We start from the raw sequence: 25,436 nt of genomic DNA on the forward strand, positions 1-25,436 counted from the left end.
TTTTATAACGTCTTTAAATTATGAGGAAAATAATTTTTGCGTTTTTATTAGTTCTGTGCTCAGGTATACTTAGGGCACAGGAAGAAAAAAATATAGCCGATTTAGCTTTTTTATATCAAGCTATACAGCAAACGCCATCCTACAAAGATCAGTTAAAAGGCGATAAAAAATATCAAGAGCTTTATGAAAATCTTCGAAAGGATTTGAAGGCTAATGATGATTTTGAGATATTTAAGCAATTGGCTAAACTAATTCGGCCGTTAAACGACAATCATTTAGGGTTTTACAAAAAAGCTGATTCGAGTTATAAATTCATCCCGCCAAAATATAAGGTAGATTCTGTTGCGATGATAGATAAATATATCAACTATCCCGCAGATAGTGTTGAAGGAATCTATCAAAGTGGAAAAACTAAATATGTAATCCGAGGGGCAGAAGAAGATGAATATCAAATTATTAATTTATCAACTGGCGAATTAAAGGGGGTAATGTATAAAACCCCGCATCAAAGTTTTGATGTGATTCAGTTTGCGCCAAATCCTTATGCTTATACGTTAACCAGAAATATTAAACTCTTAAACAACCTGTTAATTGGTACTAATTATTATAAAGGAGATGTTAAAGCGTTTTATAATATGATTTCCCGAAAGGAAAAGTACGATTACAAAGTTTTAGAAGATCAGATTGGCTACTTAAGTTTAGGCACCTTTAACTCTACAGATAAGGAAATTAAAGCAGCTACTGATTTTTTTGACAGCGTTAAATCGACCATTAACGTTAAGCATTTAATTGTAGATGTTAGAAATAATTTCGGTGGCGGATACAAGAATTCTATGCAATTCATTAGGTTTTTAAGAAGCTTTCCTGGTAAAATCTATATTTTACAAAATGGTTATACGGTTAGCAATGCCGAACAATTTATTATCAATTTAAAAGCTTTGGGTAATGTTAAAACTTTAGGCGAATCTACCAGAGGCACCATAGCTTATGGTAGCAATTATGGTGAAACACTTTCGACGCCCAGCAATAGATTTTCTTTTTATCCAACCGATATGACTGCTTCGAAAAAAGAAGTTGCATTTGAATCTGTTGGTGTTAAACCCGATGTTAATTTACAGCCTTTTACAGAAGATTGGGTTAAACAAACTATCAACTACATTAAAGCTAATGACTAAAAAGATATTAATTATAGATGATTTACATCCGGTTTTTAAAGAGCAGGCAACCGCTTTGGGTTTTGAGGTTGACGATAGACCGGAAATTACAAGAGCCGAGACTTTGGCGGTTATTAAAGACTATGTAGGCATCGCTGTGCGTACCAAATTTAGAATTGATCAGGAACTTTTTGATGTTGCGCCGAATTTGAAGTTTGTTGCCAGGGCAGGGGCTGGCTTGGATAACATAGATGAAAACGTAGCAAAGGTTAGAGATATTGCCTTAATTAATGCACCCGAGGGCAATAGAGATGCCGTTGGAGAGCATGCAATTGGTCTTTTGCTGTCATTAATGAATAACTTTCGCAATGCGGATAATGAAATTAGAAATGGTATTTGGGATAGGGAAGGTAATAGAGGTTACGAGCTAAAAGGAAAAACTGTAGGCATTGTGGGTTATGGTTTTATGGGCCAAAAAATGGCGCAGAAGCTTAAAGGTTTTGAAGTAGATGTAATTGCCTACGATAAATATAAAACCGGTTTTAGCAACGAATTTGCTCGTGAAGTTAGCATGGAGGAAATCGTAAAGCACAGCGACATTTTGAGCTTACATATTCCTTTAACTAAAGAAACCAGGCAAATGGTAAACGACGAATATTTTTACCATTTTAAAAAGCCAATTTTCTTTATAAATACCGCTAGGGGCGAAATTGTGGATACATCAGCTGTGCTAGATAATATTAAAGCAGGTAAAATTTTAGGGGCTGGTTTAGACGTTTTGGAAACCGAGAAATTCCCTGCTTTGGGCGAACAATCTTGGTTTGATGAGTTAAAGGCAAATGGAAAAGTAATTTTAACTCCTCATGTTGGTGGATGGACATTCGATTCGTACCGTAAAATTTCTGAGGTTTTGGCGCAAAAACTATCGGATATCAAATTATAAATTGTTAAATTGCTCGTAACAAATATAAACTATTTGAATGTTAGGCTAATGGACTTTGTCTCAAATCTCACATCTCAATACTCAAATTCTTACTTGTTATGGCAAAGCAACATCAATACAAAACCAACTTGGTTTGGGCGGGTAATAAAGGCTCCGGAACTATGGATTATCGTTCTTACGATCGGGATTTTGTAGTTTCTATAGAAAATAAAGAGCCCATTTCTGGATCTTCGGATTCGGTTTTTTTAGGCGATAAGACAAAGTACAACCCAGAAGATTTATTGCTTTCGTCTATTTCTTCCTGCCATATGTTGTGGTACCTGCACTTATGTTCAAAAAACGATATTGTAGTTTTAGAATATGCAGATAATGCGGTTGGAACTATGATCGAAAATGCCGATGGAAGTGGTAATTTTAAAGAAGTTGTGTTGCAACCTACAGTTGTAATATCAAAAAAAGAGCAAGTTGCCCAGGCAAATGCTTTGCATGAAGAAGCTAACAAAATGTGTTTTATTGCTAATTCCCTGAACTTTCCGGTTAAACATCAACCCAATTGCAAAGCCATAAACGAGTAAAATCTCAGGTTTTTAAATCAAAATATTTGCATTTATAAGAATTGCCTTATATCTTCGTTTTGATTGAAGCAAGACTATGTAGGCTAAATGCCGATGTAGTCTTGTTTGTTTTTATAGGAATCACTAATACAATAACCAGATATGTCAGACGTAACTTATTATACCCAAGAAGGTTTAGATAAACTGAAAGAGGAATTACATAAATTAAAAACCGTAGATAGAGCAGCAATTTCTAAACAGATTGCAGAAGCTAGAGATAAAGGCGATTTATCTGAGAATGCAGAATACGATGCTGCCAAAGAAGCGCAAGGAATGCATGAAGCAAAAATTGCTAAAATGGAGGCTACGCTTTCTACCGCAAGGCTGATTGACGAGAGCAAACTTGATTTATCAAAGGTTTTAGCATTATCAATAGTTAAAATCAAGAATATCAAAAACGGCGCTACCATGAGCTACCAATTAGTTCCTGAAACAGAAGCTGATTTAAAAACAGGAAAGATTTCTGTAAAATCGCCTATTGCGCAAGGTTTGTTAGGTAAATCTGTTGGCGATAAAACCGAAATTCAAGTTCCGGCAGGTAAAATTGAATTTGAAATATTGGAAATTTCTAGATAACCCCAACCCCTAAAGGAGCTTTCAATTTTAAACTTAAAAATTCAAGCTTTCACCTTCAATCTTAAGAAATGAGTATATTCACTAAAATTGTACAAGGCGAAATTCCGGCACATATTGTTGCTGAAACAGCTGATTTCTTAGCCTTCTTAGACATTAGCCCTTTAGTGATGGGCCATGTATTGGTTATCCCTAAAAAAGAGGTAGATTACATTTTTGATTTGGACGACGAAACCTATGGAGGCTTACAGTTTTTCGCAAAAGTAGTTGCCCAGGGTATTAAAAAGGCATTTCCTTGCGAACGTGTTGGTGTAGCCGTTATTGGCTTAGAAGTGCCACATGCACATATTCATCTTATTCCAATTAACAAAATGAACGACATGAATTTTGCTAATGAAAAATTAAAGCTAACGCCAGGGCAATTGAGCGAAGCCAAAGAAAAAATTGTTGATGCTTTAAGAGATATAACCGCTCCTTAAGGATTTAGCTTCTTGTTATTTATATGTCTATCCGCATCGCGGATAGACTTTTTTTTGAGATTTTTTTCTAATGCTTCCGTTAAATCTATACCTGTTTGGTTAGCCAAACAAACCAATACAAAAAGTACGTCGGCCATTTCATCGGCTAAATCCACCTCTTCATCGCTCTTTTTAAAAGATTGTTCGCCGTATTTTCTGGCCATTATACGGGCAACTTCGCCAACTTCCTCCATCAAGATTGCGGTGTTGGTTAATTCGTTAAAATAGCGAACGCCAGTAGTTTTAATCCAGTTGTCAACGGTTTCCTGAGTTTCTTTAATCGTCATGTGTCTTGCGCTTAATCTTAAACCGAAGGTATATAAATTAGCTTTAAATAGCGATGAGCAATTCTAAGAATTCTAATTCCAAGCCTAAAGAGAAATAGCCACCGAGCATTAACTTGGCTTTAATGGCGCTAGGCAGATAGCCAAAAAATCGCTTAAATGCAGTGGTAAAATGCGTGGCGTGTTTGTAGCCAACTGCTTCTGCCACTTCAACTATTTGATGTTTTTCGGCAAGAAGCATGTCTTTGGCTTTTTGCATTCTACACGATAAAATGTAGCCGAAAACAGTATTTCCGTATAATAGTTTAAAATGCTTTTTTAAATATTGTTCGTTTGTTCCGGCCACCCTAGCTAAGTAGGCAATGTTAAAAGATTCTTGCAGGTTGGTTTCTATTAGCTTTTTAACTTCCGCCATTTTTTCTACCTCAGTAATTTTTAATTCAACTTTACTAATCAATTCTGCATCTGCTAATTGCATAGTAAGCAACTCAATTATTTTGGCTTTTAGGTAGAGTGTTTTTAAGTGAGCTCCAAATTGGCAGGTTTCAATTTCAACCAATATGCTTTTAATTCTAGGAGAAATATGAATGTTTTTTGAAAAAATTGAACTTAATGCGCCGATTTTTTTCTTGTTAAAAGCATCATGCTGATCTGGCATTTGCCTGAAGAAAAAATCCTCTGCGATATAGACATGAAGAAGATTAAGCGTAGTACTTTTTTTCTGAAGGTAAAAATCTCCCTTTGGGATATAAATACTATTGTGTACAGAATTGCCGAAAGTGAATGTCTTTTTTTGATTATGATCGCTAATGCGGCACTCTCCGTTTAAACAAAACTGCATCAAAATCAAGTTACAATTTGCCGAAAATTTTATGGTTTTTGGATGGTCACGGTCAAGAAGCAAGTCACTAAAAATATAGCTATGTGATGCAAAATCGCCAATTTTCTTATGCCGTTCTAATGTCTCATTATATTCAGTAAGCGGTTCAACTATTTTAGGGTTGATTATTTCCTTTCGCGTTACTAAAATTTCTGATGTTGTCATTCCTTGAAAATTGGGCAGCGTACATTTGCGACCGCAAGGTAAGTTTATTTAGACTTTTTCTAAATAGAATACAGAATTATACCCGCTATATGAAACAAATTTTACTATTTCTTTACTTTTCTATCACAATTTCGGTATTTGCTCAAGCTCAGGTAGCCAAATTATCCGGTAAAATAACGGTAGAAAACGGAACTGGAGTAGATGGTGCAATCCTAACCCTAAAACCATTAGGCAAACAAGTTATCGCCGACGAGAAAGGAAACTATCAGTTTACAGGTATTCCTTTCGGTTCTTACATCTTGGAGGTTAGCTCTATGGAAATTGTTTTCAAAACCGTAGATGTTAAAGTAGATAAAGCAATAAACATTTTTAATGTAGCGGTAAAAGCCAAAGAAAATAAAGTCCTAAATGAAGTTAGCATTACTGGCAAAACCGAAAAGAAAAAGATGGAAACTAGTGGCTTTGCGGTTTCTATAATCGAAACTAAGGAAGCCTCGTTAAGAAATTTAACTACAAACGAACTTCTAGACAGATCTGTAGGAGTGCGTGTGAGACAAAACGGAGGCGTCGGATCTCAAGTTGAATATAACTTAAATGGCATGTCGGGAAGTACGATTGGGGTGTTTTTAGATGGAATTGAGGTTTCAACTTATGGGTCTTCTTTTAATCTGAATAATATTCCGCCAGCAATGATAGAACGTATTGAGGTATATAAAGGTGTTCTTCCATCTCATTTAACAGGCGATTATGTTGGAGGTGCAATTAATGTGGTGCTAAAAAAAGATGTTTCGCGTAATAATGGAACTGTTGCGGTTTCTTACGGTTCATTTAATACCTACAATGCTGATGCAAGTGTAACACTTAGAGATAAAAAAAATGGGTTGTCATTTAGAGGTTCAGGTTTTTATACTTATACAGACAATAGTTGCGAAATGTGGGGCAAGTTTGCAAAGTATACAGATAGAAACGGCATATTAATACGTGATTTTAGGGCAAAAAGATTTAATAATACTTATAAGTCTATTGGTGGTCGATTTGAGGCTGGTTTTACTGATGTTAAGTGGGCCGATCAGTTTTTTTTGGGCTATAACGTATCAGATACTTATAGCGAAATACCTCATGGTACAACTACAGCTCAGCCGTACGTTGGTCGTTTTACAGAATATAAGGCAAATGTTTTTACGATGAATTATACAAAGCGAGATCTTTTTATAGATGGTTTAGCCTTGAATATTAATGCTGTACATAGTCGCCGTAGTACTTATGTACAGGATACCGTAACTACACTATATAACTGGGATGGGAAACCTATCATCTTGCACACCGATTTCATGATTGAGGCAGGCGATCCTCCTATAATTATAAAAGCCCCAAGAAATGGCGCTCAACAAGGTGCACCAACAATTAGTCAGGTTGATAGAAAAATAACAAACTCACGTTCTAATTTGGCTTATACAATTATACCCGGTCATCGTGTTTCGTTGAATCACAAAATTGAGGTAACGGATAGAGATGACACAAATTTATTAAGAGATGTAAACAAAGATCTCATAACGGTAACTCAGGTTATGAAAAATATTGTGTCAGCAAATTATGAGGCTCAAACATTTAATAATAAGTTGCAAACAAACTTAATGGTTAAATATACCGCCAACAGTACCAAGCAAACCAATCCAAATGCAACTTACAAAGCTGATGGATCTTACGAACTAAATCCGCAAACATCAAGGTCATTTAATGATAATTTTGGTTATGGGGCTACTGCATCCTACAATGTCATCCCAAAACTTTTTTTTATCGCTTCGATGGAAAATAGCTATATCATGCCTACCGAAGAGCAAATGTATGGAAATCCAGAAACTAACATTTTACCTAACGTAAATCTGCAACCAGAACAGAATATCAATTATAATATTGGTTTTAGGTTTGGTAGTCTGGATTTTGGCAAACATAAACTTTCATTTTATGCCAGTGCTTTTTGGCGTAATGGATTTGATAAAATTACAAGACAAACGGTTGATAGTGTTGTTACCGATGCCGATTTGGATATACAAGCCGTAGGTTTTGTTAATCTTGGTAAAACGCAATCGAGAGGTATAGAGGCAGAGGTGCTATATGTTTTTAATAATAAGCTAAATGCATCAGTTAACTTTTCGAAGTTTAATGCGCTATACAAAAGAGAACGTGATGATGCAGGTGCCCGAGATGATAGGTATAATTTACAGGTACCTAACGAACCATTTTTTACCGTAAATGCAAACGTTCAATACAGATTGAATAATTTTCTACAGAAAAAATCTGTCACGAATATTTACTACAATACCGGATATGTCGGTGCGTACGATATTGCCTGGTACCCTTCTGAAGGAAGTTTAACGCCTGCCCAGTTTTCGCATGATTTTGGTGCCAGCTACCGATTTCCAAACGGGAAGCTCATTGGTAGTTTGGATGCGAAAAATGTATTTAATACAGCCCTTTACGACAACTTTGGTGTTCAAAAACCAGGTAGGGGATTATATTTTAAATTGAATTACACGATTGGAAAATTTTAACAACAGATAATTAATTTCGATATGAAAAAAACACAACTAATTAAAACCGCAGTTTTTAGTGCTGTAATTGCTTCTCTAACATTAGGGAGTTGCAGCAAAAGTGATAGCCCAGCTCCTGAACAGCCCCAACCATCAGGCGATACAAGGTGGATTACACTTACAGCAGCTTTAAAACAAACTAATGATGGCGATGGTAATGGTGGAACATTAGCTTACGGAATTTCGCACGAACAAGCAATTAATCCAGCATTTGAATTAGATATTTTTCCAACAGGAAAGGCTTTAAAGTTAGAGTCTCCACGTACTTCTCGTGTGCAGGCATCTGCAGATGGAAAATATTTATACGATATCCAGTATACTGGAACTGACGGTGGTATCTTCCAAAAATTTAAAGTTAATGGACAAGAAAAATACGTAAGAGAGGGCAACGAAGTTAATACTGCAATTATTTTAGGTACTTCACCTCGCTGGGTAAAAGCTGCTGAAGGCGTTGGCGTTGGTGTTAGTATCTCTACCGAAACTGCTTTTACAGGAACATTTCCGGCTGTAACTTTTGGATCTATAAAATCTACAGCAGCAGTTGCTTCACTTAACCTTGATAATCCAAGTATTTTAAACACTGCTTCATTTGATCTACCTTTTACTCCAGCACAACTTGCGGCAGGTTATTCGGTTAGCCGTATCGATGTGCCTATAATTAATCAGGCAAAAGATAAAGTATATATTGGTGCTAGCGTTTCTAAAATAAATCCAGCTGGTACGCCTACTCAAAATGCAACTTCGGGTGTAATTTCTTGGCCAAGTGATGCAGCAAATATTGCTGGTACAGTTACTATAGTACTCGATTATCCAACCTTGAAAAATCCTAAATTAATCTGGTCTACTCAAAGTAAATATGGTAATAACGGCTACCGCACCATGATCCAGTATATTGGTGATGATGGTCACGTTTACCAAGCTACAGGTGTAAACACTACAGGTTATCCGCACATTTTACGTATAGATAAAAATACTAACGACTATGATAATAATTATCTGTTTGATTTAGGTAAAGCACTTAATGTAACAGGCGTTGCTGGTATCAAAGCTTGGAAATATCTTGGTAATAACAAAGGGTTTGTGCTTTATGATATTGATAAAAAAGGTGGTTATTTAGCTTTAATTGATTTAAGCGCTAAAACTGCTACCAAAATTGCAACGGAATATGAAGCAAGTTTAAACTTCGATCAGCACCAAAGTATTGCAGTTCAAGGTGATTTTGTTTACGTTCCGTTAACTCCAGTAAGTTTGCCAGGTAATGTATTTGTTTACAATTGGAAAACAGGTGTGCTTACCAAAGGTGCTAAATTAGCAAATGGTACAGGACATCGCTTTATCGGCGCTTACTAAAAATAACTAAAACGCTCTCAAACCACAAACGCCCAGATATTATCGGGGCGTTTGTGGTATATAATAAAGTCTCTTTAGGGTTGGGCTTACTCTTTGTTTTTAGTATCAATTATGATTGTTGTTGGCCCATCATTAACTAGGCTAATTTTCATGTCGGCACCAAAAACGCCACAAGCAACTTCTTTATTTAGCAAAGCTGATAAACGACTAATCGTAGCTTCATAAAGCGGAATCGCTTTATCTGGTCTTGCAGCTCTGGTAAAGCCCGGTCTATTACCTTTTTTTGTCGATGCAAATAATGTAAACTGGCTAATCAATAAAATATTGCCATCAATATCTGCCAAGGCTTTATTCATCAAACCATTTTCATCACTAAAAACACGCATATTGGCAATTTTTTGTGCAAGCCACTCTAAATCCTCATCCGTATCGGCATCTTCAATACCCAACAAAACTAAAAAGCCCTGCTCAATATGTCCGGTAATGTTGCCATCAACCTTGCAACTCGCTTCTGTAACTCTTTGTAAAACTGCTCTCATTTTGGTTTTTTTTTTAATAGAAAAAAAATAATCATTTTATGAGGGTTTTGTATATGTTTGAACCTTTATTAAACAACCAACTACCTAACCAACCAAAAAACTAGCCCCTCGTATCGTTATTATGATAAATACTCAAATAGCTTTCGTAGCGGCTCAAGTCAATTTCACCTTCTTCAACAGCTTTTATAACCGCACAACCGGGTTCGTTAACGTGCCTACAATTGTTAAACCTGCATTGGTTTAAGCGATCTCGCATCTCTACAAAATAATGGCTCAACTCTTCGGGTCTAATGTCGAAGACCCCTAATTCCCTGATTCCGGGAGTGTCAATTAAATAACCGCCAAAAGGCAAATTGTGCATTTCGGCAAATGTAGTGGTGTGCTGCCCCTTATCGCTCCATTCAGAAACCTCGCCGGTTTTAATCTCGAAACCTGGTAACAAGGCATTAATTAAGCTCGATTTTCCAACACCAGAATGCCCAGAAAACAAGGTGGTTTTATCTTTTAATAATCCCTCTATTAAATCAATGTTGGTGCCTTTTAAGGCCGAAACCTCATAACAAGAGTAGCCAATAGCTTCATAAATAGCTTTGTACTCCGCTAAAATTTCTAAACCTTCTTTACTGAAAAGATCAAGCTTGTTAAATATCAACGAAGTGGGGATGCTGTACGCTTCAGAAGTAACCAAAAAACGGTCTATAAAGCCTAAGGACGTTCGTGGCGAAGCAAGCGTTACAATTAAAAAAGCCTGATCCAGATTTGCTGCAATAATTTGCGCTTGTTTACTTAGGTTAATAGATTTCCGGATGATATAATTTTTCCGTTCTTCTAAACGATCAATCACGCCGGTATCGGCATTAGGCTCCAGCTCAAAACCTACCTTGTCGCCCACAGCAACCGGATTTGTCGTTTGAATTCCCTTAATCCTAAACTTGCCCTTAATACGGCAATCGTAAGTGTTACCGTCTTCGGCAACAACCTGGTACCAACTCCCGGTAGATTTAATTACTAATCCCTGCATATTCTTAAAACAAAGGTAGTGATATGATTACACACATTGAAAACGATTATTTAGAATTTGAAAAGCAATTGCAACGCTGCTATGGGCCGAAAGCCCTGCCATCCATTACAATCTTTTTTGTTTTTTGGCATATCAACGTTAGGAGATATCACCGCGTATAGCGCAAAACCAAAATGAATCTACTACTCTGCAAAAAAAACAAAAAAGGATTTTCACTGCTGACAGGTTTAGTAAATTTATCGCCATGCAAAAAACTAACAAAAAACCCAGTTGCTAAAAAAGCTTTTGTTCTTAAACCCGATTGCAGTGATATACTTTTTTGTTCTTAAAACAAAAAAGATTAAACGTAAAGCGGGACAGAACTTGCCGATGAATTACTGCATCTGCTTTTCAAAAAAATAAAATCATCAAATGTTGTAAACCATTGCGAATTTTATAGCTTACAACTGTTTTTAATAATAAAAATAAAATATTTTAAAATAACACTTGACATTGTAAAAATTAATCGTCTACTTAGTGGTGTAGAAAATACACCAAGAGAAAATGATTTTTAACAACACAATTATTACCATTATTACATCAACAACAGGCCAATGCCTGATGGGGAAACGCTAGTGGTATAATTGAAACACAACATATAAAGCGCTCCCGAGAATATCGGGAGCGCTTTTTTTTTTAACCTAAAATTATGAATGTTTTAAAGTTTGGCGGTACGTCAGTAGGTTCGGTAGAAAGCATTAGCGCTTTGTTGAACATCTTAGCAAAGGAAAATCAACAGCCAGAAAAACCAATTGTGGTTTTATCGGCCATGAGTGGCGTAACCAATTTGCTAACCGCTATGGCAGAAAAGGCTGCATTAGGGCAAGATTATAGTAGCGAACTAAAATCTATAGAGCAACGCCATTTTGATGTAGTACGAGCTTTGTTACCTGCTGCGGCGCAAAATCCTGTTTTAACTAAGCTGAAGCTTTATTTCAACGAGCTGGAGGAACTTTTGCAAGCCATTTATAACTTAAAGGAATTGAGTTTGCAAGCTAAGGATTTGGTGCTAAGCTATGGCGAACGTTGCTCAACTTTAATGGTTAGCCATATTGCTAAACAGCAATTTCCGGAAGCGGTTTTTGCAGATGCAACACAGTTTATTAAAACTGATAGTAATTTCGGTCAGGCAAGAGTTGATACTCAATTAACCGACTTTTTGGTGAAGGATTTTTATGAGCAGCATGCCGATAAAATCCTTTTTGTTACTGGCTTTGTTGCCAGTAATGATGCGAACAGGGTTACGACATTAGGTAGGGGCGGTAGCGATTATACTGCGGCAATCTTAGCGTCGGCCTTAAATGCAAACGAAATACAAATTTGGACCGACGTAAACGGTATGATGACTGCCGACCCAAGGATAGTGAAAAAAGCTTTTCCGTTAGAAGAGTTAAGCTACATAGAAGCAATGGAACTGTCGTACTTTGGGGCCAAGGTTATTTATCCGCCTACAATGACACCGGCTTTTTTAAAGAAGATTCCAATTGTTATCAGAAATACTTTCGAAGCAGATTTTGAAGGCACTTACATTCGTCATGGTGCAAAACCATCGGCTTTGCCTATAAAAGGAATTTCTTCTATAGATGATATCAGCATTATTAATTTGGCTGGTAGCGGTATGGTTGGCAAGGCAGGTTTTAGTGGACGATTGTTTTCTTTGCTTTCTCGCGAGCAAATTAACGTGGTTTTAATCACCCAATCTTCGTCAGAGCATAGCATTACTTTTGCCGTAAAACCTGATGATGCGGTTAAAGCAGTTAATTTAATTGCTAAAGAATTTGATTTAGAATTACAAGCCAACAAATTACAAGCGCCAGAAGTAGAAACTGGTTTGGCCGTGCTGGCAATAGTGGGAGAAAACATGAAACGTACGCCAGGAATTTCTGGTAAGTTGTTTTATGCCTTGGGCAGAAATGGTGTAAATGTTCACGCCATTGCGCAAGGTTCTTCTGAGTATAATATTTCGGTTATTATCGCCAAGGCAGATTTATCTAAAGCGGTAAATGCGGTGCATGATGCTTTTTATACCGAGCTTAATAAAACCTTACACGTTTTCTGTTTAGGAACTGGAAATATTGGTAAAACCTTATTTAAACAACTGCAGGTTCAAATGCCTTTTTTGGCTAAAAATAACGATTTGCAAGTAAAAGTAATGGGTATAGCTAATACCAGAAAGATGTTGTTATCGCCCGTTGGTATAGCTTTGCAAAGCTGGGAAGAGACGTTAGATACACAAGGCGAGCCAGCGGATTTGGAGACCTTTGTAGCCAAAATGAAAGCTATGAATTTACCAAACTGTGTGTTTGTAGATAATACCGCTAGTCCGCAACCCGTACCATTTTATCAAGGTATTTTCGAAGCTAGTATTTCTGTGGTTACCTGTAATAAAATTGGCAACTCGGCAAGTTTTGCGCAGTACGAAATTTTTAAAAATACGGCCCGTAAGTTTGGTGTTGATTTTTATTACGAAACTAATGTCGGCGCAGGTTTGCCAATTATTAGAACGTTAAAAGATTTGATGATGAGCGGGGATAAGGTAGCTCGAATCGAAGCCATATTATCAGGAACAATTTCATATATTTTTAACCATTTTAAGGGCGATGTAGCTTTTCATGAAGTGGTAAAAGAAGCGCAGGAATTAGGTTACACAGAACCAGATCCAAGAGATGATTTGAATGGGAAAGATTTTATGCGTAAGATGCTCATTTTAGCTCGCGATGCGGGTTATGCTTTTGAAGAAGCTGATGTGAGTATTCAGAATATGTTGCCCGATGCCTGTCTGCAAGCCCCAACTGTAGAAGCGTTTTACGAACAGCTTAGGCTTAATGCCGAGTACTTCACTAAACTGAAAGAAGAAGCCGAAGCTAACAAAAAGGTATTAAGGTATATTGGCAAACTTGAAGATGGGAAAGCATCCATCACCTTGCAAATGGTAGATGACAACCATCCGTTTTATATGCTTTCTGGCAGTGATAATATCATTTCTTTTACTACAGACAGGTATAAAGTTAGACCGTTGGTAGTTAAAGGTCCGGGTGCTGGTGCAGAAGTTACGGCGGCTGGTGTTTTTGCAGATATTATTAATGTAGGTGGAGAGCGAAATTAGATAAAAGAACAAAGACAAAACAGCGAAGACCAACTATAAAAAAGACCATAAAGAAATTATAAAATTAGATTTGGAACAAGGTCTTTATTCCTTGCTCCTTAATCTTCAATCCAGATATGAAAGAAATAAAAGTTTTCGCTCCTGCCACCGTTGCCAATGTAGTTTGCGGATTTGATGTATTAGGCTTCGCAGTTAACGAACCTGGCGATGAAGTGGTAATGCGATTGGTTGATGAACCTGGTGTTCGTTTACTGAAAATTACTGGCGATGATGGAAGATTGCCCTTGGATGCTAATAAAAATACGGTAAGTGCGGTTGTACAGCATTACCTTGAACATATAAATAGAAAAGACGTAGGCGTAGAAATAGAACTGCATAAAAAGATGCCAATTGGTAGCGGATTGGGTTCTAGTTCTGCAAGTACCGTTGCCGGTTTATATGCCATTAATCAGCTAATGGGAAATTTGCTAACTGCTAAAGAACTGGTCCCTTTTGCCATGAGAGGCGAAGAGTTGGCCTGCGGTTACGGACATGCCGACAATGTTGCACCTGCGTTAATGGGTGGATTTGTTTTGGTTCGTAGTTATGAGCCTTTAGATTTAATAGCTTTGCCGACACCAGAAAATTTGTTTGCAGCTATTGTTTACCCGGAGGTAGAAGTACCTACTAAGGATGCAAGGCAAATGATACGATCTAAAGTTTTACTCAAAGACGCTGTTACCCAATGGGGAAATGTAGCCGGATTGGTAAGTGGCTTATTCTTAAACGATATTGATCTGGTAGGCAGAAGCATGAAAGATGTTTTGGTAGAGCCGACACGATCAATCTTAATCCCTGGATTTGAAACTTTGAGAGAACTGGCAATGCAAAACGGCGCTGTAGGTTTTGGAATATCTGGATCTGGTCCATCTGTATTCGCGTTAGCTAAAGATGAGGCAACTGCTAGAAAAATAACCGATGCACAACAAAAACATTTATCTCAATTAAATATTAACAGCAACGCTTACGTTTCTTCGGTAAATGCCGAAGGACCAAGAATTATGTGAATAATTTTTAAGGTTGAAGGATTAGGGCGTAGGTAATACCGAGCACTTAAACCCTAAACCTTATAACCCTAAACCGCTAACCTTAAATGAAACTATACTCAACCAACAATAAAGATTTACGTGTCTCTTTTAAAGAAGCCGTTTTTAATAGCATGCCTAAAGACAAAGGCCTTTACATGCCTGTTGAAATTCCTAAATTAAGTAAGGACTTTATCGAAAATATAGAAAACTTTAGCTTACAAGATATTGCGAAACAAGTTGCATCAGCTTTGCTTAAAAATGATATTGAAATAGAGGCGCTTAACGCTTTGGTTGAAGATGCGGTAAACTTTGATGCTCCAGTTGTCAAACTAGATGATCAAACCTTTGTGCTAGAATTGTTCCACGGACCTTCATTGGCATTTAAGGATTTTGGTGCCCGATTTATGAGTAGGGTAATGGCTCATTTCCTAAAAGACGGCGAAAAATTATTAGATGTGTTGGTTGCCACTTCCGGTGATACGGGTGGAGCAGTAGCATTGGGCTTTTTGGGCGTTCCCAATACTAGGGTAACTATTCTGTTTCCCAAAGGGAAGGTAAGTGAGGTACAGCGTTTACAATTGACAACCAATGGCAAAAATATTAGCGCAATTGCTGTTGATGGAACTTTTGATGATTGCCAAGCTTTAGTAAAACAGGCTTTTGCCGATGATGAATTGAATGCTAAATTCCGTTTAACTTCTGCAAACTCTATAAATATTGCAAGGTTAATTCCGCAAACGTTTTACTATTTAAATGCTTATGCGCAGTTGAAGAGGCAGGGTTTTGATAAGGTGGTTTTTACGGTGCCGAGTGGAAATTTTGGAAACATAGGCGCAGGATCGCTAGCTTACAAGATGGGATTGCCTGTAAAAAGCTTTGTAGCTGCAACTAACGCCAACGATACGGTGCCTCGTTTTTTAGAAGGTGGCATTTACGAAACAAAACCATCTGTGCAAACCTATGCCAACGCAATGGATGTAGGCGCACCTAGCAATTGGGTACGCATTATGGATATGTTTAACGAAAATCGTGAGGAAATCAATAAACTGGTAAAAGCCTACCGTTTTACGGATGAAGAGACTTTGGCTGGAATTCGGGAGCTCTTTGAAAATTTCAACTACGTTGCTTGCCCACATACCGCAATCGCCTATTTGGCAAGTAAATTTTACGCAGCAAATAATCCAAGCGAAAATACGGCTCAAGTGTTTTTATCTACGGCTCACGCTTGCAAATTCCCTGAAGTTTTTCCAGCTGATATTTTAGCTAAAGTAGCTTTACCCACTCAAGTACAATCTTTAAAAAATAACCCTGAAGTTTATAATGAATTAGGAAAGGACTTTGAAGGTTTTAAAGCGTATCTGTTGCAGAAATAAAATCATTCCACTTACAATTGAGCAAAAAGTAAGTACCACTAGGCACATAGATCAACTTCGGCTTATGCCTGTTTTTTAATGTGCTAATAGGCTTGATTTTTATCAGTTGGTGTGTTGCCTAAAACAAAAAAAGGTCATGCAAACTGCATGACCTTTAAAGCACTTTAAAAGTTATTATCGTCTGTCGCCAAAAATTCTTAATAACGACAGGAATAAGTTAATAAAAGTGATGTACAACGATAATGCGCCCATAAGAGCCAATTTATTGCTGTCTTCTGTAGAAATTGTATTTCCCTCTTCATCTAAACCTTGACCTATTCTTTTAATCTCTTGTACTTTGTAAGCGGTTAACGCAGTAAAAATAGCTACGCCGATAAAACCTAAAATGTAGCCAAGGCTATCGCTCTGCAGAAACATATTAACTACACTGATAATGATCAAACCGATTACTCCGGCCATTAAAATTGGGCCAAATTTGCTTAAATCTACATTAGTAGTGTATCCCATAACTGCCATTACACCAAAAATAGCGCAAGCTGCCACGAAACAAATCGCAATTGAAGTGGTGGCGTAAATTAATAGAATGAAACTTAGCATTACTCCGGTTAATATAGAGTAGAGTAAGAATACACCTATTAAAGCTGGATAAGACAATCTGTTCATTGCACTTCCCATTAGAAATACAAGGCCTACTGGCGCAAAAATCGCGATATAGCCTAATATGGTAAATCCCTTTTCGCCGATTAGATATTGCAAAATAACTGGGCTACTAGCTAAAAAATAAGCAGATACAGATGATAGCGCTAAAGCGACAAACATCCACAGAAATACGTTTCCGAAAAAACGCTTAGAAACGGCGCCTTGTTGTACGTAAGAAGGACTTTCGTTGTATTGATAATTTTGTTGTTCCATTTATGGTAAAAATTGGTTTATGTTAAAAATAAGGTTTTAATTTAACCTTTTTGTCAATAGTTCTTCAACTTTTTTGTAAAACTGATGTGGCTTAAGCTTTCGCCAATGTAAGTCGTCTAGTTCGCCTCCAAAATTGATGTAGTAGTCGATGCTGTTTTCCCTAAACTCCTGTATTACGTGTTCGTTAAAATTTACACCTGCAATCCAGCCGTCTTCCACGTCTTGGAACCATTCTTCGTAATAGGAATCGTCAGAAGTATGGAAATTTAAAACGTTTTCGCCTATCAGGATAAATTTATTAATGCCTTCGTCAACCATCAATTCAATGATTTCTCTTTTCAGCATCATAATATCGTTATTGATGGCATCATTCCATTCGCCCATCAACTCGATAATGGCATAATTTCGATCGTAATCTACAAACAATACTTTTATATAAAGTGTTTGCGAGCCAAAGGTATCCCATTGAGGATGAATGAGAAAGTTGTATAACTGCTTGTCGTAGTAAAACTCAGAATACTCGGTTTCGTAAAATGGCGATAACTCATCTTCTGCAGCGATATAATCGTCTCTCCACAAATAAAAAGGTTCAATTTCGTGCATTAGGGAATTTTAGATTTTAGATTAACGATTTCTGATGTTCTGCAACAGACAGCAATTAGCTTAATTGGTGTAGGCTTAAAATGTAAATCCTAATTCGTAATTTATTTGCTTGCTTCTACTGCCTTACGCACACTTCCGTACTTAGCTAGCAATGCCGCCGCTTCAGTATGGTTTATGCTTAATTCATCCATTACCATTTGTGTGCCACGGTCTACCAGCTTATGGTTAGTTAACTGCATATCTACCATTTTATTGCCCTTAACTTTGCCTAGTCTAATCATCACGGTAGTACTCAGCATGTTTAAAGCTAACTTTTGTGCTGTTCCAGATTTCATTCTGGTAGAACCCGTTAAAAATTCTGGCCCAACTACAACCTCCACCGGAAAATCAGAAGCAGCAACAATTGGCCCGCCGTTATTACAAACAATACAGCCTGTTAAAACCCCATTTTCTCGGGCAGTATTTAAACCCCCAATAACATATGGTGTGGTTCCGGAAGCAGCCAAACCTACAAGAGAATCCTTTTCGCAGATGTTGTATTCCTGCAAATCAATCCACGCTTGTTTATCGTCGTCTTCTGCAAACTCTACCGCTTTTCTAATGGCAGTATCGCCACCTGCGATAATTCCTACCACCATATCAAATGGAACCCCGAAAGTTGGCGGGCACTCAGAAGCATCTACTACACCCAAACGACCACTCGTGCCAGCACCAATATAAAAAAGGCGACCGCCAGTCTTCATTCGTTCGGCAACAGCCGATGCCAGTTGTTCTATTTGAGGCAATGCCCTTTCTACTGCTAAAGGTACAAGCTTATCTTCGTTGTTAATGCCCTTAAGAATTTCCATTACAGACATCTTGTCGATATCGTTATAATTAGATTCTTGTTCGGTTACTCTGTTCATAGATATAATTTGTGTTAAAGTTCGTTAATTTTTCAAAAAGCAAGAAATATTAAGCATAAATCTATTCAGTTTTGTAGCATTAGTTGCCTGTCTTCTCGTTTAAATAAAAAAGACAATATAAAAACTAAAATGTTGCGTTGTTGTTGCTTTATTAACACGCTAATTTTCATAACTTTGAGGCGTTGCTCTACAAATGAAAAAAAGTACTCGTTATAACCTACTTATTGCCTTAACCTATTCTGTAACCTTAATAGGTGGTATGGTATTGGGATATAAATTTTTAAAAGATCAAGGCTTTCAGGTTCAGCGAGATACTAACCTAACAGCAGATAGCAACAATCAACGTGTAGAGGATATTCTGCACATCATCAAAAAAAATTATGTTGACGATGTAGATGCCGATAGCTTGCAACATTTGCCTATCGATAGCATGTTGCATCAGCTCGATCCGCATAGCATGTACTTGCCGGCAAAAAAAGCATTTGAACTTTCTGAATCATTAGAAGGCAATTTTGAGGGAATAGGTGTTGAATATTATATTTTAAACGATACCTTGCTGGTTACCAACGTGTTTAAAGATGGTCCGGCTTATGCTGCGGGCTTAAGACAAGGAGACAAAATCCTAAAAGTTGATAGTTTGCACATTAGTGGAAGATCTTTGCCCCGTTCTTCGATGATTGGTAAAATTAGAGGTAAAAAAGGTACTGCTGTTAACTTAACCGTAATGCATCCGGGAAACCAAACACCAAATACATTTAGCATTAAACGTGGACGAGTTGCTGTAAGTAGTATCGATGCTGCTTATATGATGAACAGCGAAACTGCCTATGTTAGAATTAGCAAATTTGGTGCAAATACCGATGAAGATTTTATAAATGCAGTGAGGCAGTTAAAAGCTAAGGGCATGAAAAAGCTGATATTGGATTTACGTGATAATGGTGGAGGTTATGTTAGCGCTGCAACGGGTCTAGCAAATCAGTTTTTGCAAGAAAATAAATTAATTGTTTACACCGAAGGCAAGCATGAACCGCGTACCGATTATTTTGCAACAGGTGGAGGCGAATTTGAGCAAGGCAAACTTGCTGTTTTAATAAATGAAAACTCTGCATCTGCCAGCGAAATTTTTGCAGGTGCTATACAGGATTTAGATCGTGGGATTATTGTGGGCAGAAGATCGTTTGGTAAAGGCTTGGTGCAGGAACAATTCGCTTTTGAAGATGGATCGGCACTTAATTTAACCATTGCCAGGTATTACACACCATCTGGAAGAAGTATTCAGAAGTCGTACAAAAAAGGTTTTAATGCCTATCAGCATGAGCTAGAGGATAGATTTAACGACGGTGAACTAACTTCAAGCAAAGCGAAAGATTCGGCTAAAAAAGCTCCTTCCTATACCACACAAGGTGGCAAAAAGGTTTATGCAGGTGGTGGCATACAGCCAGATGTTTATGTTAATTTAGATACGGCAGGTTACAACAAGTTTTATGAAACCTTGGTTGATAAAAAGATTTTGGTTGATTTTGTTTTTGACGTACTAATTGATCGTTACACGCCAGCTTATTTATCTCAAAACCTAAATACCTTTACCATTAACGATGCCGATTACAAAGATTTGCTGAAATATATTCAGGCTAAAAAAATTGTAATCGATTATAAACAATTGATTTCTTCAAGGCCTATCATTTACAATGATATTAAGGTGATGTTGTGTAAATACCATTTAGGCGATATGGGGTACTACAAAGCCAATAATCTAACCGATAAAGTAGTTAAGCAAGCACTTAATAGTTTAAATTAGAAATACCCGATTTTAGACGTAGATTTAATTTTACATAACTTGAATAAGTCCGCTTGTTTTGGAATATAATTTTATTTATATTTTATTGTCGATATAATATTTTGATTTAACTCTGTTGTTAGGAATTTTGTTTTAGTTGCGATAGTTTTGTTGTTCAACAACATAAACGCAATGCAATCGAAATCTCTATCCGATACAGATAAAAAAGTGCTAAACAATTTACTTCTGCAAGTAGAACAGAAAACTGCCGACTTTATGGGGTATCCTGTTTCTAAAGATTTGGATTTTAGCGAACTAATGCCCTTTTTAAATTACCCTATGAATAATTTAGGTGATCCATTTGTAGCATGTACTTATGATGTGGGTTCTAGGGAGATAGAAAAAGAGGTAATTGCATTTTTTGCATCTTTATTTAGGGCAGAAGCTGATGATTGGTGGGGGTATGTAACAAACGGTGGGTCTGAAGGCAATTTGTATGGTTTGTTTTTAGCAAGAGAGTTGCATCCTAAAGCAATGGTTTACTATTCTGAGACAACGCACTACAGCGTTCAAAAGAATTTACACTTGCTAAATATGCCCAACATTGTAATTAGCACCCAAGAAAATGGCGAAATCAATTACCAGGATTTAGAAGAAACAATACGTATGAACCGACAATTGCCCGTAATTATTATGGCAAATATAGGTACTACAATGACAGAGGCTCGAGATGATATCTCGAAAATTAAATCAATATTAAAGAAGCTGGCCATTAAAAACTATTATATACACGCTGATGGAGCGCTTTCTGGAAGCTACAGTGCGTTTGTGGAGCCAAGACCAGCTTTTGATTTTGCAGACGGTGCCGACAGTATTGCAATTAGTGGACACAAGTTTTTCGGCTCGCCTATGCCTTGTGGTGTGGTCGTGGTAAAAAAATCCAACAGAGATAGAATTGCCCGTTCTGTAGCCTATATTGGTAGTGTAGATACCACAATTACAGGTTCTAGGAATGGGCATAGCCCGTTATTCTTATGGTACACGCTCAAAAAATTGGGTTTAGATGGACTAAAAGATCGTGCTTTAAATTGTCTGGAAACAGCTAAATATGCGCTTGAAAAATTGAATGAATATGGAATCGAAGCGTGGCAAAATCCTCATACAATTACCGTAAATTTTCCATCTCCTAGCGCAAGAATTAGGCAAAAGTGGCAATTAGCGTCAGAAAGTGGTTGGTCGCATATAATTTGTATGCCCAATATAGAGAAAACGCAGGTTGATGATTTGATAACCGAGATGGTTACCGAACTTTTGGTAACTTCAAAATAGAAGGTAGATATTTTCGTTGTTCTTCCGTCGTCTTTTTTTTTGACATTGGTGATTGAAGCGATATTATGTAATTAAGTTAAGCGTTGGCGGTTACGCCAACACATGGACACCCCAGTGTTGGCGTCGCCACCAAGGTTAAAAAAGTTGAAGTAGTGCTCCCAACTTAAATAATGATGTTGTATCTGTACCGCGGAAGTGACGCGATGACCAAGATCTCTGCCTACGGTTTGAATTGAGGGTTTTTAGATAAGCTTTGCTTTTTGCCCAATTAACCAACTACTAATCAACCTCAATCTCAAAGAGATTTAAGCTGATATTGTCGTAATGTTTCGGTAAGCCACTATTCGGTTCAATTTTTATACTGCCTACGTGCGAAAAACCACATCCGGTATAATAAGCCAAAAGCTTTTCATTATCTGCCCACGTGTCCATTCTGATATATTGAATGCCACGTTTTTTTGAATATTCTTTAGCCCAATCGATAATGATATTTACAAATCCGTAACCTCTAAACTTAGGGCTGGTAACAATGCGATGGATGTAAATAGAATGATCTTTATCTCTCTCTCCCCAAATCTCTGGATCGCTAAAAGTAACAGCGAAAATGGAAGCAACGATGCCATCTACCAAGATTTTATATTGTCTTTGTTCAGCAATTTCTTGCTTAACTAAATCTATACTGAAGCCCTGCCAATGTTTATTGAAAACCTTTTTTTGATGTTCAATAGCCATATCATAAAATTTGAAAATAGTATCGATATCTTCAAGATTGCTATTTATGATTTGTATTTGGCTTGACATATTTTAGTATTAGAGTAGATTAAAGATGTGAATTTCTTTTTCGAAGCGCCAATTGTTACAGCTATTAATGTCAGTCCTTTTTTCCGCTATATCCCCGATGAAAAATCGGGGGATGCCGCTTCAACAAGGGCTATTAAATAGAGCCAATGTAGGGAACTAGAGTACTTAGTAGCACACACTTTTTTAAATAAACCCGATGGCAACGAACATCCCGATTTATCGGGATAAAGTGTACAGCGGGGCAAAGTAGCTATAAAATGCTGACTTTGATTTTCTAAAAAAAAAACGTTTTTTGTCTTTTGTGGATCGTTTTTCGGTTCCTCAAGCTTTAAGCATGTTGCCTTATTCTTTTCTCCTTGTTCCTTACACTTTGTTCTTTATCCTCCCAACCTAAGCCTCAGGCTCAAACTTAACCTTACTTCTGTCTAAAATAAATCTGAATCGGCACGCCAGCGAAATCGAAGTTCTCGCGTAGTTTGTTCTCGATAAAACGCTTATAAGGTTCTTTTATGTACTGCGGTAGGTTACAGAAGAAGGCAAACATTGGCGAAGTACCATTAATTTGCGTAATATATTTAACCTTAATGTACTTTCCTTTTAAAGCAGGTGGCGGATAAGCCTCGATAATAGGCAACATTACATCGTTAAGTTTTGATGTAGGTACTTTTTTAGCTCTGTTTTTATGAACTTCTAAAGCTGTTTCTATAGTTTTAAAAATACGTTGTTTATTTAACACAGAGATAAAAACAATCGGAACATCTGTAAACGGCTGTAGTTTCGTGCGAATTTGATCTTCGAACTCTTTAATGGTTTTATTGTTTTTTTCAATCAAATCCCATTTGTTTACCAAAACCACAATACCTTTTTTGTTTTTTTCTGCTAAATGGAAAATATTAACGTCTTGCGATTCTAATCCATCTTCGGCATCAATCATTAGCATAACCACATCTGCCTCTTCTAAGGCTTTAATGGTACGCATTACCGAGTAAAACTCTATGTTTTCTTTAACCTTGGTTTTTTTACGCAAACCAGCGGTATCAATAAACATAAATTCGTGCCCAAATTGGTTGTAGTGGATATGAATCGAATCACGAGTGGTACCCGCAATAGGTGTAACAATATTTCTGTCTTTACCTATTAAGGCATTAATTAACGAAGATTTGCCTACGTTAGGGCGACCAACAATAGTGATTTTTGGTAAAGAATTTTCTTCTTCAACAATATCCTCGAAGTGTTTAACAACGTCATCTAGCAACTCTCCGGTTCCAGAGCCAGTCATTGATGAAATGGTATAGATTTCGCCTAAACCGAAACCGTAAAATACAGTTGCGTCGTTTTCTAATTGTGTGTTATCAACTTTGTTAACAACAATAAAAACAGGTTTCTTGCTTCTGCGAAGCAACTGTGCAATTTCGTCATCTAAGTCGGTAATACCTGTGGTAACGTCAACCATAAACAATAAAACCGAAGCTTCTTCAATAGCAATTATTACTTGCTCGCGAATAGCCGCCTCGAAAACATCTTCAGAGTTGGCTACATAACCGCCAGTATCTATAACAGTAAACTCTTTGTCCGTCCACTCGGCTTTGCCGTAATGACGATCGCGGGTTACACCACTAAAATCATCAACAATAGCCTTACGACTTTCGGTTAAGCGGTTAAAAAGGGTAGATTTGCCTACGTTTGGTCTTCCGACAATTGCGATGATATTGCTCATAATTTTTTGTTGAAACGTTTTAAAGTTGAAACGTTGTAATGTTACCTAAACCCATAATTGAGAGCTTAAACATTTCCTAAACATTTTGACTATCAACTACTAACCCTTTTTTAAAGGGAGTGCAAAGGTAAGGTAAATAATTGGAACATTAAACCAAAATTGCTTTTAGTTCGCTTTAGGCTCATTACAGTTGATTTAATCAGCTAATCCTAATGCGCCAATGGCTGATAACGTAATCAGCCAAAAAATAAAAAACCAATCTAACTGTCGTACCCGAAATTTTTAAGGTAGTTTTTCTTACTTCTCCAATCTGGAATAACCTTTACAAAAGTTTCTAAAAATACTTTGCTCTCTAAAAACTTTTCGATGTCTTTTCTAGCTTCCATGCCTACTTTTTTAAGCATCGCTCCACCGGTACCGATTAAAATATTTTTTTGCGAATCTCTCTCTACAATAATTTCGGTAGTAATGCGAATCATTGGTCCGCTTTTGGTTTCTTCCTCTTTAAAGGCGGTTACCACAACCTCTGTGCTGTAGGGAATTTCCTTTTTGTAGTTGAAAAAGATCTTCTCTCGGATAATTTCTGAAACAAAGAAACGCTGACTACGATCGGTTAATTCTTCCTTGTCGTAATAAGCTGGATGATCTGGGATGTTTTCCAAAATCATCGGCAAAATGCCTTCTAAGTTATATTGGTGTAAAGCCGAAATGGCATAAATATGTTTCGGGTTTAACTTTTCTTGCCAATAAGCAAATTTTTCATCAACCTGTTCTTGTGTTGCGTTGTCAATTTTATTTAAAAGAACTACCAGAGGTATAGTGGTATTGGTTATTTTCTCCAAAACATCATTTTCATCATGTTTTTCGTGGATATCGGTTACAAATAAAATTAAATCGGCATCACTTAATGCTCCACTTACTGCAGTCATCATAGAATCTTGCAGGCCATAAAGTGGTTTTATAATACCGGGAGTGTCGGAAAAAACAATTTGAAAGTCTTCTTCGTTAACGATTCCTAAAATGCGGTGACGAGTAGTTTGAGCTTTAGGCGTGATGATAGAAAGCTTTTCACCTACTAATGCGTTCATTAACGTTGATTTGCCTACGTTTGGCTTACCTATGATACTTACAAAACCTGCTTTATGCGACATGAAAATATTTTTTAAAATAAATTT

General features: G+C 37.0%; 22 protein-coding genes. 12 read left to right on the forward strand and 10 right to left on the reverse strand.

Features of this window, described 5'->3' with window-relative positions; genetic code table 11:
- The first annotated feature begins 20 nt into the window (after nucleotides 1-20).
- The 5 genes from DUT69_RS03755 (at nucleotide 21) to DUT69_RS03775 (ending at nucleotide 3,763) form a co-directional block, all read left to right on the forward strand.
- Nucleotides 21-1,175, forward strand: a complete 1,155-nt coding sequence (locus DUT69_RS03755; RefSeq protein ID WP_113651784.1) for a S41 family peptidase — start codon at nucleotides 21-23, stop codon at nucleotides 1,173-1,175.
- Entirely contained in the window at nucleotides 1,168-2,097 is a 930-nt protein-coding gene (locus tag DUT69_RS03760; RefSeq protein ID WP_113652487.1) for a 2-hydroxyacid dehydrogenase, read from the forward strand. The genes DUT69_RS03755 and DUT69_RS03760 overlap by 8 nt, the downstream gene beginning before the upstream one ends.
- Nucleotides 2,098-2,195: 98 nt before the next feature.
- Nucleotides 2,196-2,672: an OsmC family protein gene (locus DUT69_RS03765; protein WP_113651785.1), complete on the forward strand. Its 477-nt coding sequence runs from the start codon at nucleotides 2,196-2,198 to the stop codon at nucleotides 2,670-2,672.
- Between the two features lie 141 nt (nucleotides 2,673-2,813).
- The gene (gene greA / locus DUT69_RS03770) at nucleotides 2,814-3,287 is read left to right on the forward strand and encodes a transcription elongation factor GreA (RefSeq protein WP_113651786.1); all 474 of its coding nucleotides are present in this window, start codon (nucleotides 2,814-2,816) and stop codon (nucleotides 3,285-3,287) included.
- Between the two features lie 68 nt (nucleotides 3,288-3,355).
- Nucleotides 3,356-3,763: an HIT family protein gene (locus tag DUT69_RS03775; protein ID WP_113651787.1), complete on the forward strand. Its 408-nt coding sequence runs from the start codon at nucleotides 3,356-3,358 to the stop codon at nucleotides 3,761-3,763.
- Here DUT69_RS03775 and DUT69_RS03780 read toward each other — a convergent pair.
- Both DUT69_RS03780 and DUT69_RS03785 read right to left on the reverse strand, forming a co-directional pair.
- On the reverse strand, nucleotides 3,760-4,089 hold the full coding sequence (locus DUT69_RS03780; RefSeq protein ID WP_113651788.1) for a nucleotide pyrophosphohydrolase: 330 nt from the start codon (nucleotides 4,087-4,089) through the stop codon (nucleotides 3,760-3,762). The genes DUT69_RS03775 and DUT69_RS03780 overlap by 4 nt on opposite strands.
- Before the next feature lie 43 nt (nucleotides 4,090-4,132).
- On the reverse strand, nucleotides 4,133-5,131 hold the full coding sequence (locus DUT69_RS03785; protein ID WP_113651789.1) for a helix-turn-helix domain-containing protein: 999 nt from the start codon (nucleotides 5,129-5,131) through the stop codon (nucleotides 4,133-4,135).
- An 89-nt stretch (nucleotides 5,132-5,220) separates the two neighbouring features.
- Here DUT69_RS03785 and DUT69_RS03790 point away from each other — a divergent pair, with 89 nt between their 5' ends.
- The gene (locus DUT69_RS03790) at nucleotides 5,221-7,683 is read left to right on the forward strand and encodes a TonB-dependent receptor (protein ID WP_113651790.1); all 2,463 of its coding nucleotides are present in this window, start codon (nucleotides 5,221-5,223) and stop codon (nucleotides 7,681-7,683) included.
- A 21-nt stretch (nucleotides 7,684-7,704) separates the two neighbouring features.
- The gene (locus DUT69_RS03795; RefSeq protein WP_205314206.1) at nucleotides 7,705-9,072 is read left to right on the forward strand and encodes a hypothetical protein; all 1,368 of its coding nucleotides are present in this window, start codon (nucleotides 7,705-7,707) and stop codon (nucleotides 9,070-9,072) included.
- A gap of 86 nt (nucleotides 9,073-9,158) precedes the next feature.
- Here DUT69_RS03795 and dtd read toward each other — a convergent pair whose 3' ends face one another.
- The gene (gene dtd, locus DUT69_RS03800) at nucleotides 9,159-9,611 is read right to left on the reverse strand and encodes a D-aminoacyl-tRNA deacylase (protein WP_113651791.1); all 453 of its coding nucleotides are present in this window, start codon (nucleotides 9,609-9,611) and stop codon (nucleotides 9,159-9,161) included.
- Between the two features lie 100 nt (nucleotides 9,612-9,711).
- On the reverse strand, nucleotides 9,712-10,632 hold the full coding sequence (rsgA, locus tag DUT69_RS03805) for a ribosome small subunit-dependent GTPase A (RefSeq protein WP_113651792.1): 921 nt from the start codon (nucleotides 10,630-10,632) through the stop codon (nucleotides 9,712-9,714).
- 688 nt (nucleotides 10,633-11,320) lie between these two features.
- On the opposite strand from rsgA, the gene thrA reads away from it, so the two are divergent.
- The 3 genes from thrA to thrC all read left to right on the forward strand — a co-directional run bounded on the left by thrA (nucleotide 11,321) and on the right by thrC (nucleotide 16,217).
- The gene (gene thrA, locus DUT69_RS03810; protein ID WP_113651793.1) at nucleotides 11,321-13,777 is read left to right on the forward strand and encodes a bifunctional aspartate kinase/homoserine dehydrogenase I; all 2,457 of its coding nucleotides are present in this window, start codon (nucleotides 11,321-11,323) and stop codon (nucleotides 13,775-13,777) included.
- Between the two features lie 116 nt (nucleotides 13,778-13,893).
- Nucleotides 13,894-14,823 carry a homoserine kinase gene (locus tag DUT69_RS03815; protein ID WP_113651794.1) on the forward strand — a complete coding sequence of 310 codons (930 nt, stop codon included), beginning with the start codon at nucleotides 13,894-13,896 and terminating at the stop codon, nucleotides 14,821-14,823.
- Nucleotides 14,824-14,909: 86 nt separating this feature from the next.
- On the forward strand, nucleotides 14,910-16,217 hold the full coding sequence (gene thrC, locus DUT69_RS03820; RefSeq protein WP_113651795.1) for a threonine synthase: 1,308 nt from the start codon (nucleotides 14,910-14,912) through the stop codon (nucleotides 16,215-16,217).
- Nucleotides 16,218-16,391: 174 nt separating this feature from the next.
- Here thrC and DUT69_RS03825 read toward each other — a convergent pair whose 3' ends face one another.
- The 3 genes from DUT69_RS03825 to murQ all read right to left on the reverse strand — a co-directional run bounded on the left by DUT69_RS03825 (nucleotide 16,392) and on the right by murQ (nucleotide 18,637).
- Nucleotides 16,392-17,129 carry a Bax inhibitor-1/YccA family protein gene (locus DUT69_RS03825; protein WP_113651796.1) on the reverse strand — a complete coding sequence of 246 codons (738 nt, stop codon included), beginning with the start codon at nucleotides 17,127-17,129 and terminating at the stop codon, nucleotides 16,392-16,394.
- A 36-nt stretch (nucleotides 17,130-17,165) separates the two neighbouring features.
- Nucleotides 17,166-17,732 carry a hypothetical protein gene (locus DUT69_RS03830; protein WP_113651797.1) on the reverse strand — a complete coding sequence of 189 codons (567 nt, stop codon included), beginning with the start codon at nucleotides 17,730-17,732 and terminating at the stop codon, nucleotides 17,166-17,168.
- A gap of 101 nt (nucleotides 17,733-17,833) precedes the next feature.
- Nucleotides 17,834-18,637 carry an N-acetylmuramic acid 6-phosphate etherase gene (murQ, locus tag DUT69_RS03835; protein ID WP_113651798.1) on the reverse strand — a complete coding sequence of 268 codons (804 nt, stop codon included), beginning with the start codon at nucleotides 18,635-18,637 and terminating at the stop codon, nucleotides 17,834-17,836.
- Nucleotides 18,638-18,830: 193 nt separating this feature from the next.
- Here murQ and DUT69_RS03840 point away from each other — a divergent pair, with 193 nt between their 5' ends.
- Both DUT69_RS03840 and DUT69_RS03845 read left to right on the forward strand, forming a co-directional pair.
- Entirely contained in the window at nucleotides 18,831-20,435 is a 1,605-nt protein-coding gene (locus tag DUT69_RS03840) for a S41 family peptidase (RefSeq protein ID WP_113651799.1), read from the forward strand.
- Nucleotides 20,436-20,606: 171 nt separating this feature from the next.
- Nucleotides 20,607-21,743, forward strand: coding sequence for a histidine decarboxylase (locus DUT69_RS03845; RefSeq protein WP_113651800.1), 1,137 nt, complete (start codon nucleotides 20,607-20,609; stop codon nucleotides 21,741-21,743).
- A 279-nt stretch (nucleotides 21,744-22,022) separates the two neighbouring features.
- On the opposite strand, the gene DUT69_RS03850 is transcribed toward DUT69_RS03845, so the two are convergent.
- From DUT69_RS03850 to era, 3 genes are all read right to left on the reverse strand, one after another.
- Nucleotides 22,023-22,544, reverse strand: coding sequence for a GNAT family N-acetyltransferase (locus tag DUT69_RS03850; protein WP_205314207.1), 522 nt, complete (start codon nucleotides 22,542-22,544; stop codon nucleotides 22,023-22,025).
- Between the two features lie 415 nt (nucleotides 22,545-22,959).
- Complete coding sequence (gene der / locus DUT69_RS03855) at nucleotides 22,960-24,261, reverse strand: ribosome biogenesis GTPase Der (protein ID WP_113651801.1); 1,302 nt, start codon at nucleotides 24,259-24,261, stop codon at nucleotides 22,960-22,962.
- Between the two features lie 260 nt (nucleotides 24,262-24,521).
- Entirely contained in the window at nucleotides 24,522-25,412 is an 891-nt protein-coding gene (gene era / locus DUT69_RS03860) for a GTPase Era (RefSeq protein ID WP_113651802.1), read from the reverse strand.
- Nucleotides 25,413-25,436 lie beyond the last annotated feature (24 nt).

The organism is Pedobacter namyangjuensis, assembly GCF_003313325.1.
In the GTDB taxonomy this organism is placed as follows: Bacteria; Bacteroidota; Bacteroidia; order Sphingobacteriales; family Sphingobacteriaceae; genus Pedobacter; species Pedobacter namyangjuensis.

Bases quoted from the DNA above. Each gene is read 5' to 3' on its own strand.
- DUT69_RS03755 (WP_113651784.1), top strand. From the start codon at position 21: ATGAGGAAAATAATTTTTGCGTTTTTATTAGTTCTGTGCTCAGGTATA.
- DUT69_RS03760 (WP_113652487.1), top strand. From the start codon at position 1,168: ATGACTAAAAAGATATTAATTATAGATGATTTACATCCGGTTTTTAAA.
- DUT69_RS03765 (WP_113651785.1), top strand. From the start codon at position 2,196: ATGGCAAAGCAACATCAATACAAAACCAACTTGGTTTGGGCGGGTAAT.
- greA (WP_113651786.1), top strand. From the start codon at position 2,814: ATGTCAGACGTAACTTATTATACCCAAGAAGGTTTAGATAAACTGAAA.
- DUT69_RS03775 (WP_113651787.1), top strand. From the start codon at position 3,356: ATGAGTATATTCACTAAAATTGTACAAGGCGAAATTCCGGCACATATT.
- DUT69_RS03780 (WP_113651788.1), bottom strand. From the start codon at position 4,089: ATGACGATTAAAGAAACTCAGGAAACCGTTGACAACTGGATTAAAACT.
- DUT69_RS03785 (WP_113651789.1), bottom strand. From the start codon at position 5,131: ATGACAACATCAGAAATTTTAGTAACGCGAAAGGAAATAATCAACCCT.
- DUT69_RS03790 (WP_113651790.1), top strand. From the start codon at position 5,221: ATGAAACAAATTTTACTATTTCTTTACTTTTCTATCACAATTTCGGTA.
- DUT69_RS03795 (WP_205314206.1), top strand. From the start codon at position 7,705: ATGAAAAAAACACAACTAATTAAAACCGCAGTTTTTAGTGCTGTAATT.
- dtd (WP_113651791.1), bottom strand. From the start codon at position 9,611: ATGAGAGCAGTTTTACAAAGAGTTACAGAAGCGAGTTGCAAGGTTGAT.
- rsgA (WP_113651792.1), bottom strand. From the start codon at position 10,632: ATGCAGGGATTAGTAATTAAATCTACCGGGAGTTGGTACCAGGTTGTT.
- thrA (WP_113651793.1), top strand. From the start codon at position 11,321: ATGAATGTTTTAAAGTTTGGCGGTACGTCAGTAGGTTCGGTAGAAAGC.
- DUT69_RS03815 (WP_113651794.1), top strand. From the start codon at position 13,894: ATGAAAGAAATAAAAGTTTTCGCTCCTGCCACCGTTGCCAATGTAGTT.
- thrC (WP_113651795.1), top strand. From the start codon at position 14,910: ATGAAACTATACTCAACCAACAATAAAGATTTACGTGTCTCTTTTAAA.
- DUT69_RS03825 (WP_113651796.1), bottom strand. From the start codon at position 17,129: ATGGAACAACAAAATTATCAATACAACGAAAGTCCTTCTTACGTACAA.
- DUT69_RS03830 (WP_113651797.1), bottom strand. From the start codon at position 17,732: ATGCACGAAATTGAACCTTTTTATTTGTGGAGAGACGATTATATCGCT.
- murQ (WP_113651798.1), bottom strand. From the start codon at position 18,637: ATGAACAGAGTAACCGAACAAGAATCTAATTATAACGATATCGACAAG.
- DUT69_RS03840 (WP_113651799.1), top strand. From the start codon at position 18,831: ATGAAAAAAAGTACTCGTTATAACCTACTTATTGCCTTAACCTATTCT.
- DUT69_RS03845 (WP_113651800.1), top strand. From the start codon at position 20,607: ATGCAATCGAAATCTCTATCCGATACAGATAAAAAAGTGCTAAACAAT.
- DUT69_RS03850 (WP_205314207.1), bottom strand. From the start codon at position 22,544: ATGTCAAGCCAAATACAAATCATAAATAGCAATCTTGAAGATATCGAT.
- der (WP_113651801.1), bottom strand. From the start codon at position 24,261: ATGAGCAATATCATCGCAATTGTCGGAAGACCAAACGTAGGCAAATCT.
- era (WP_113651802.1), bottom strand. From the start codon at position 25,412: ATGTCGCATAAAGCAGGTTTTGTAAGTATCATAGGTAAGCCAAACGTA.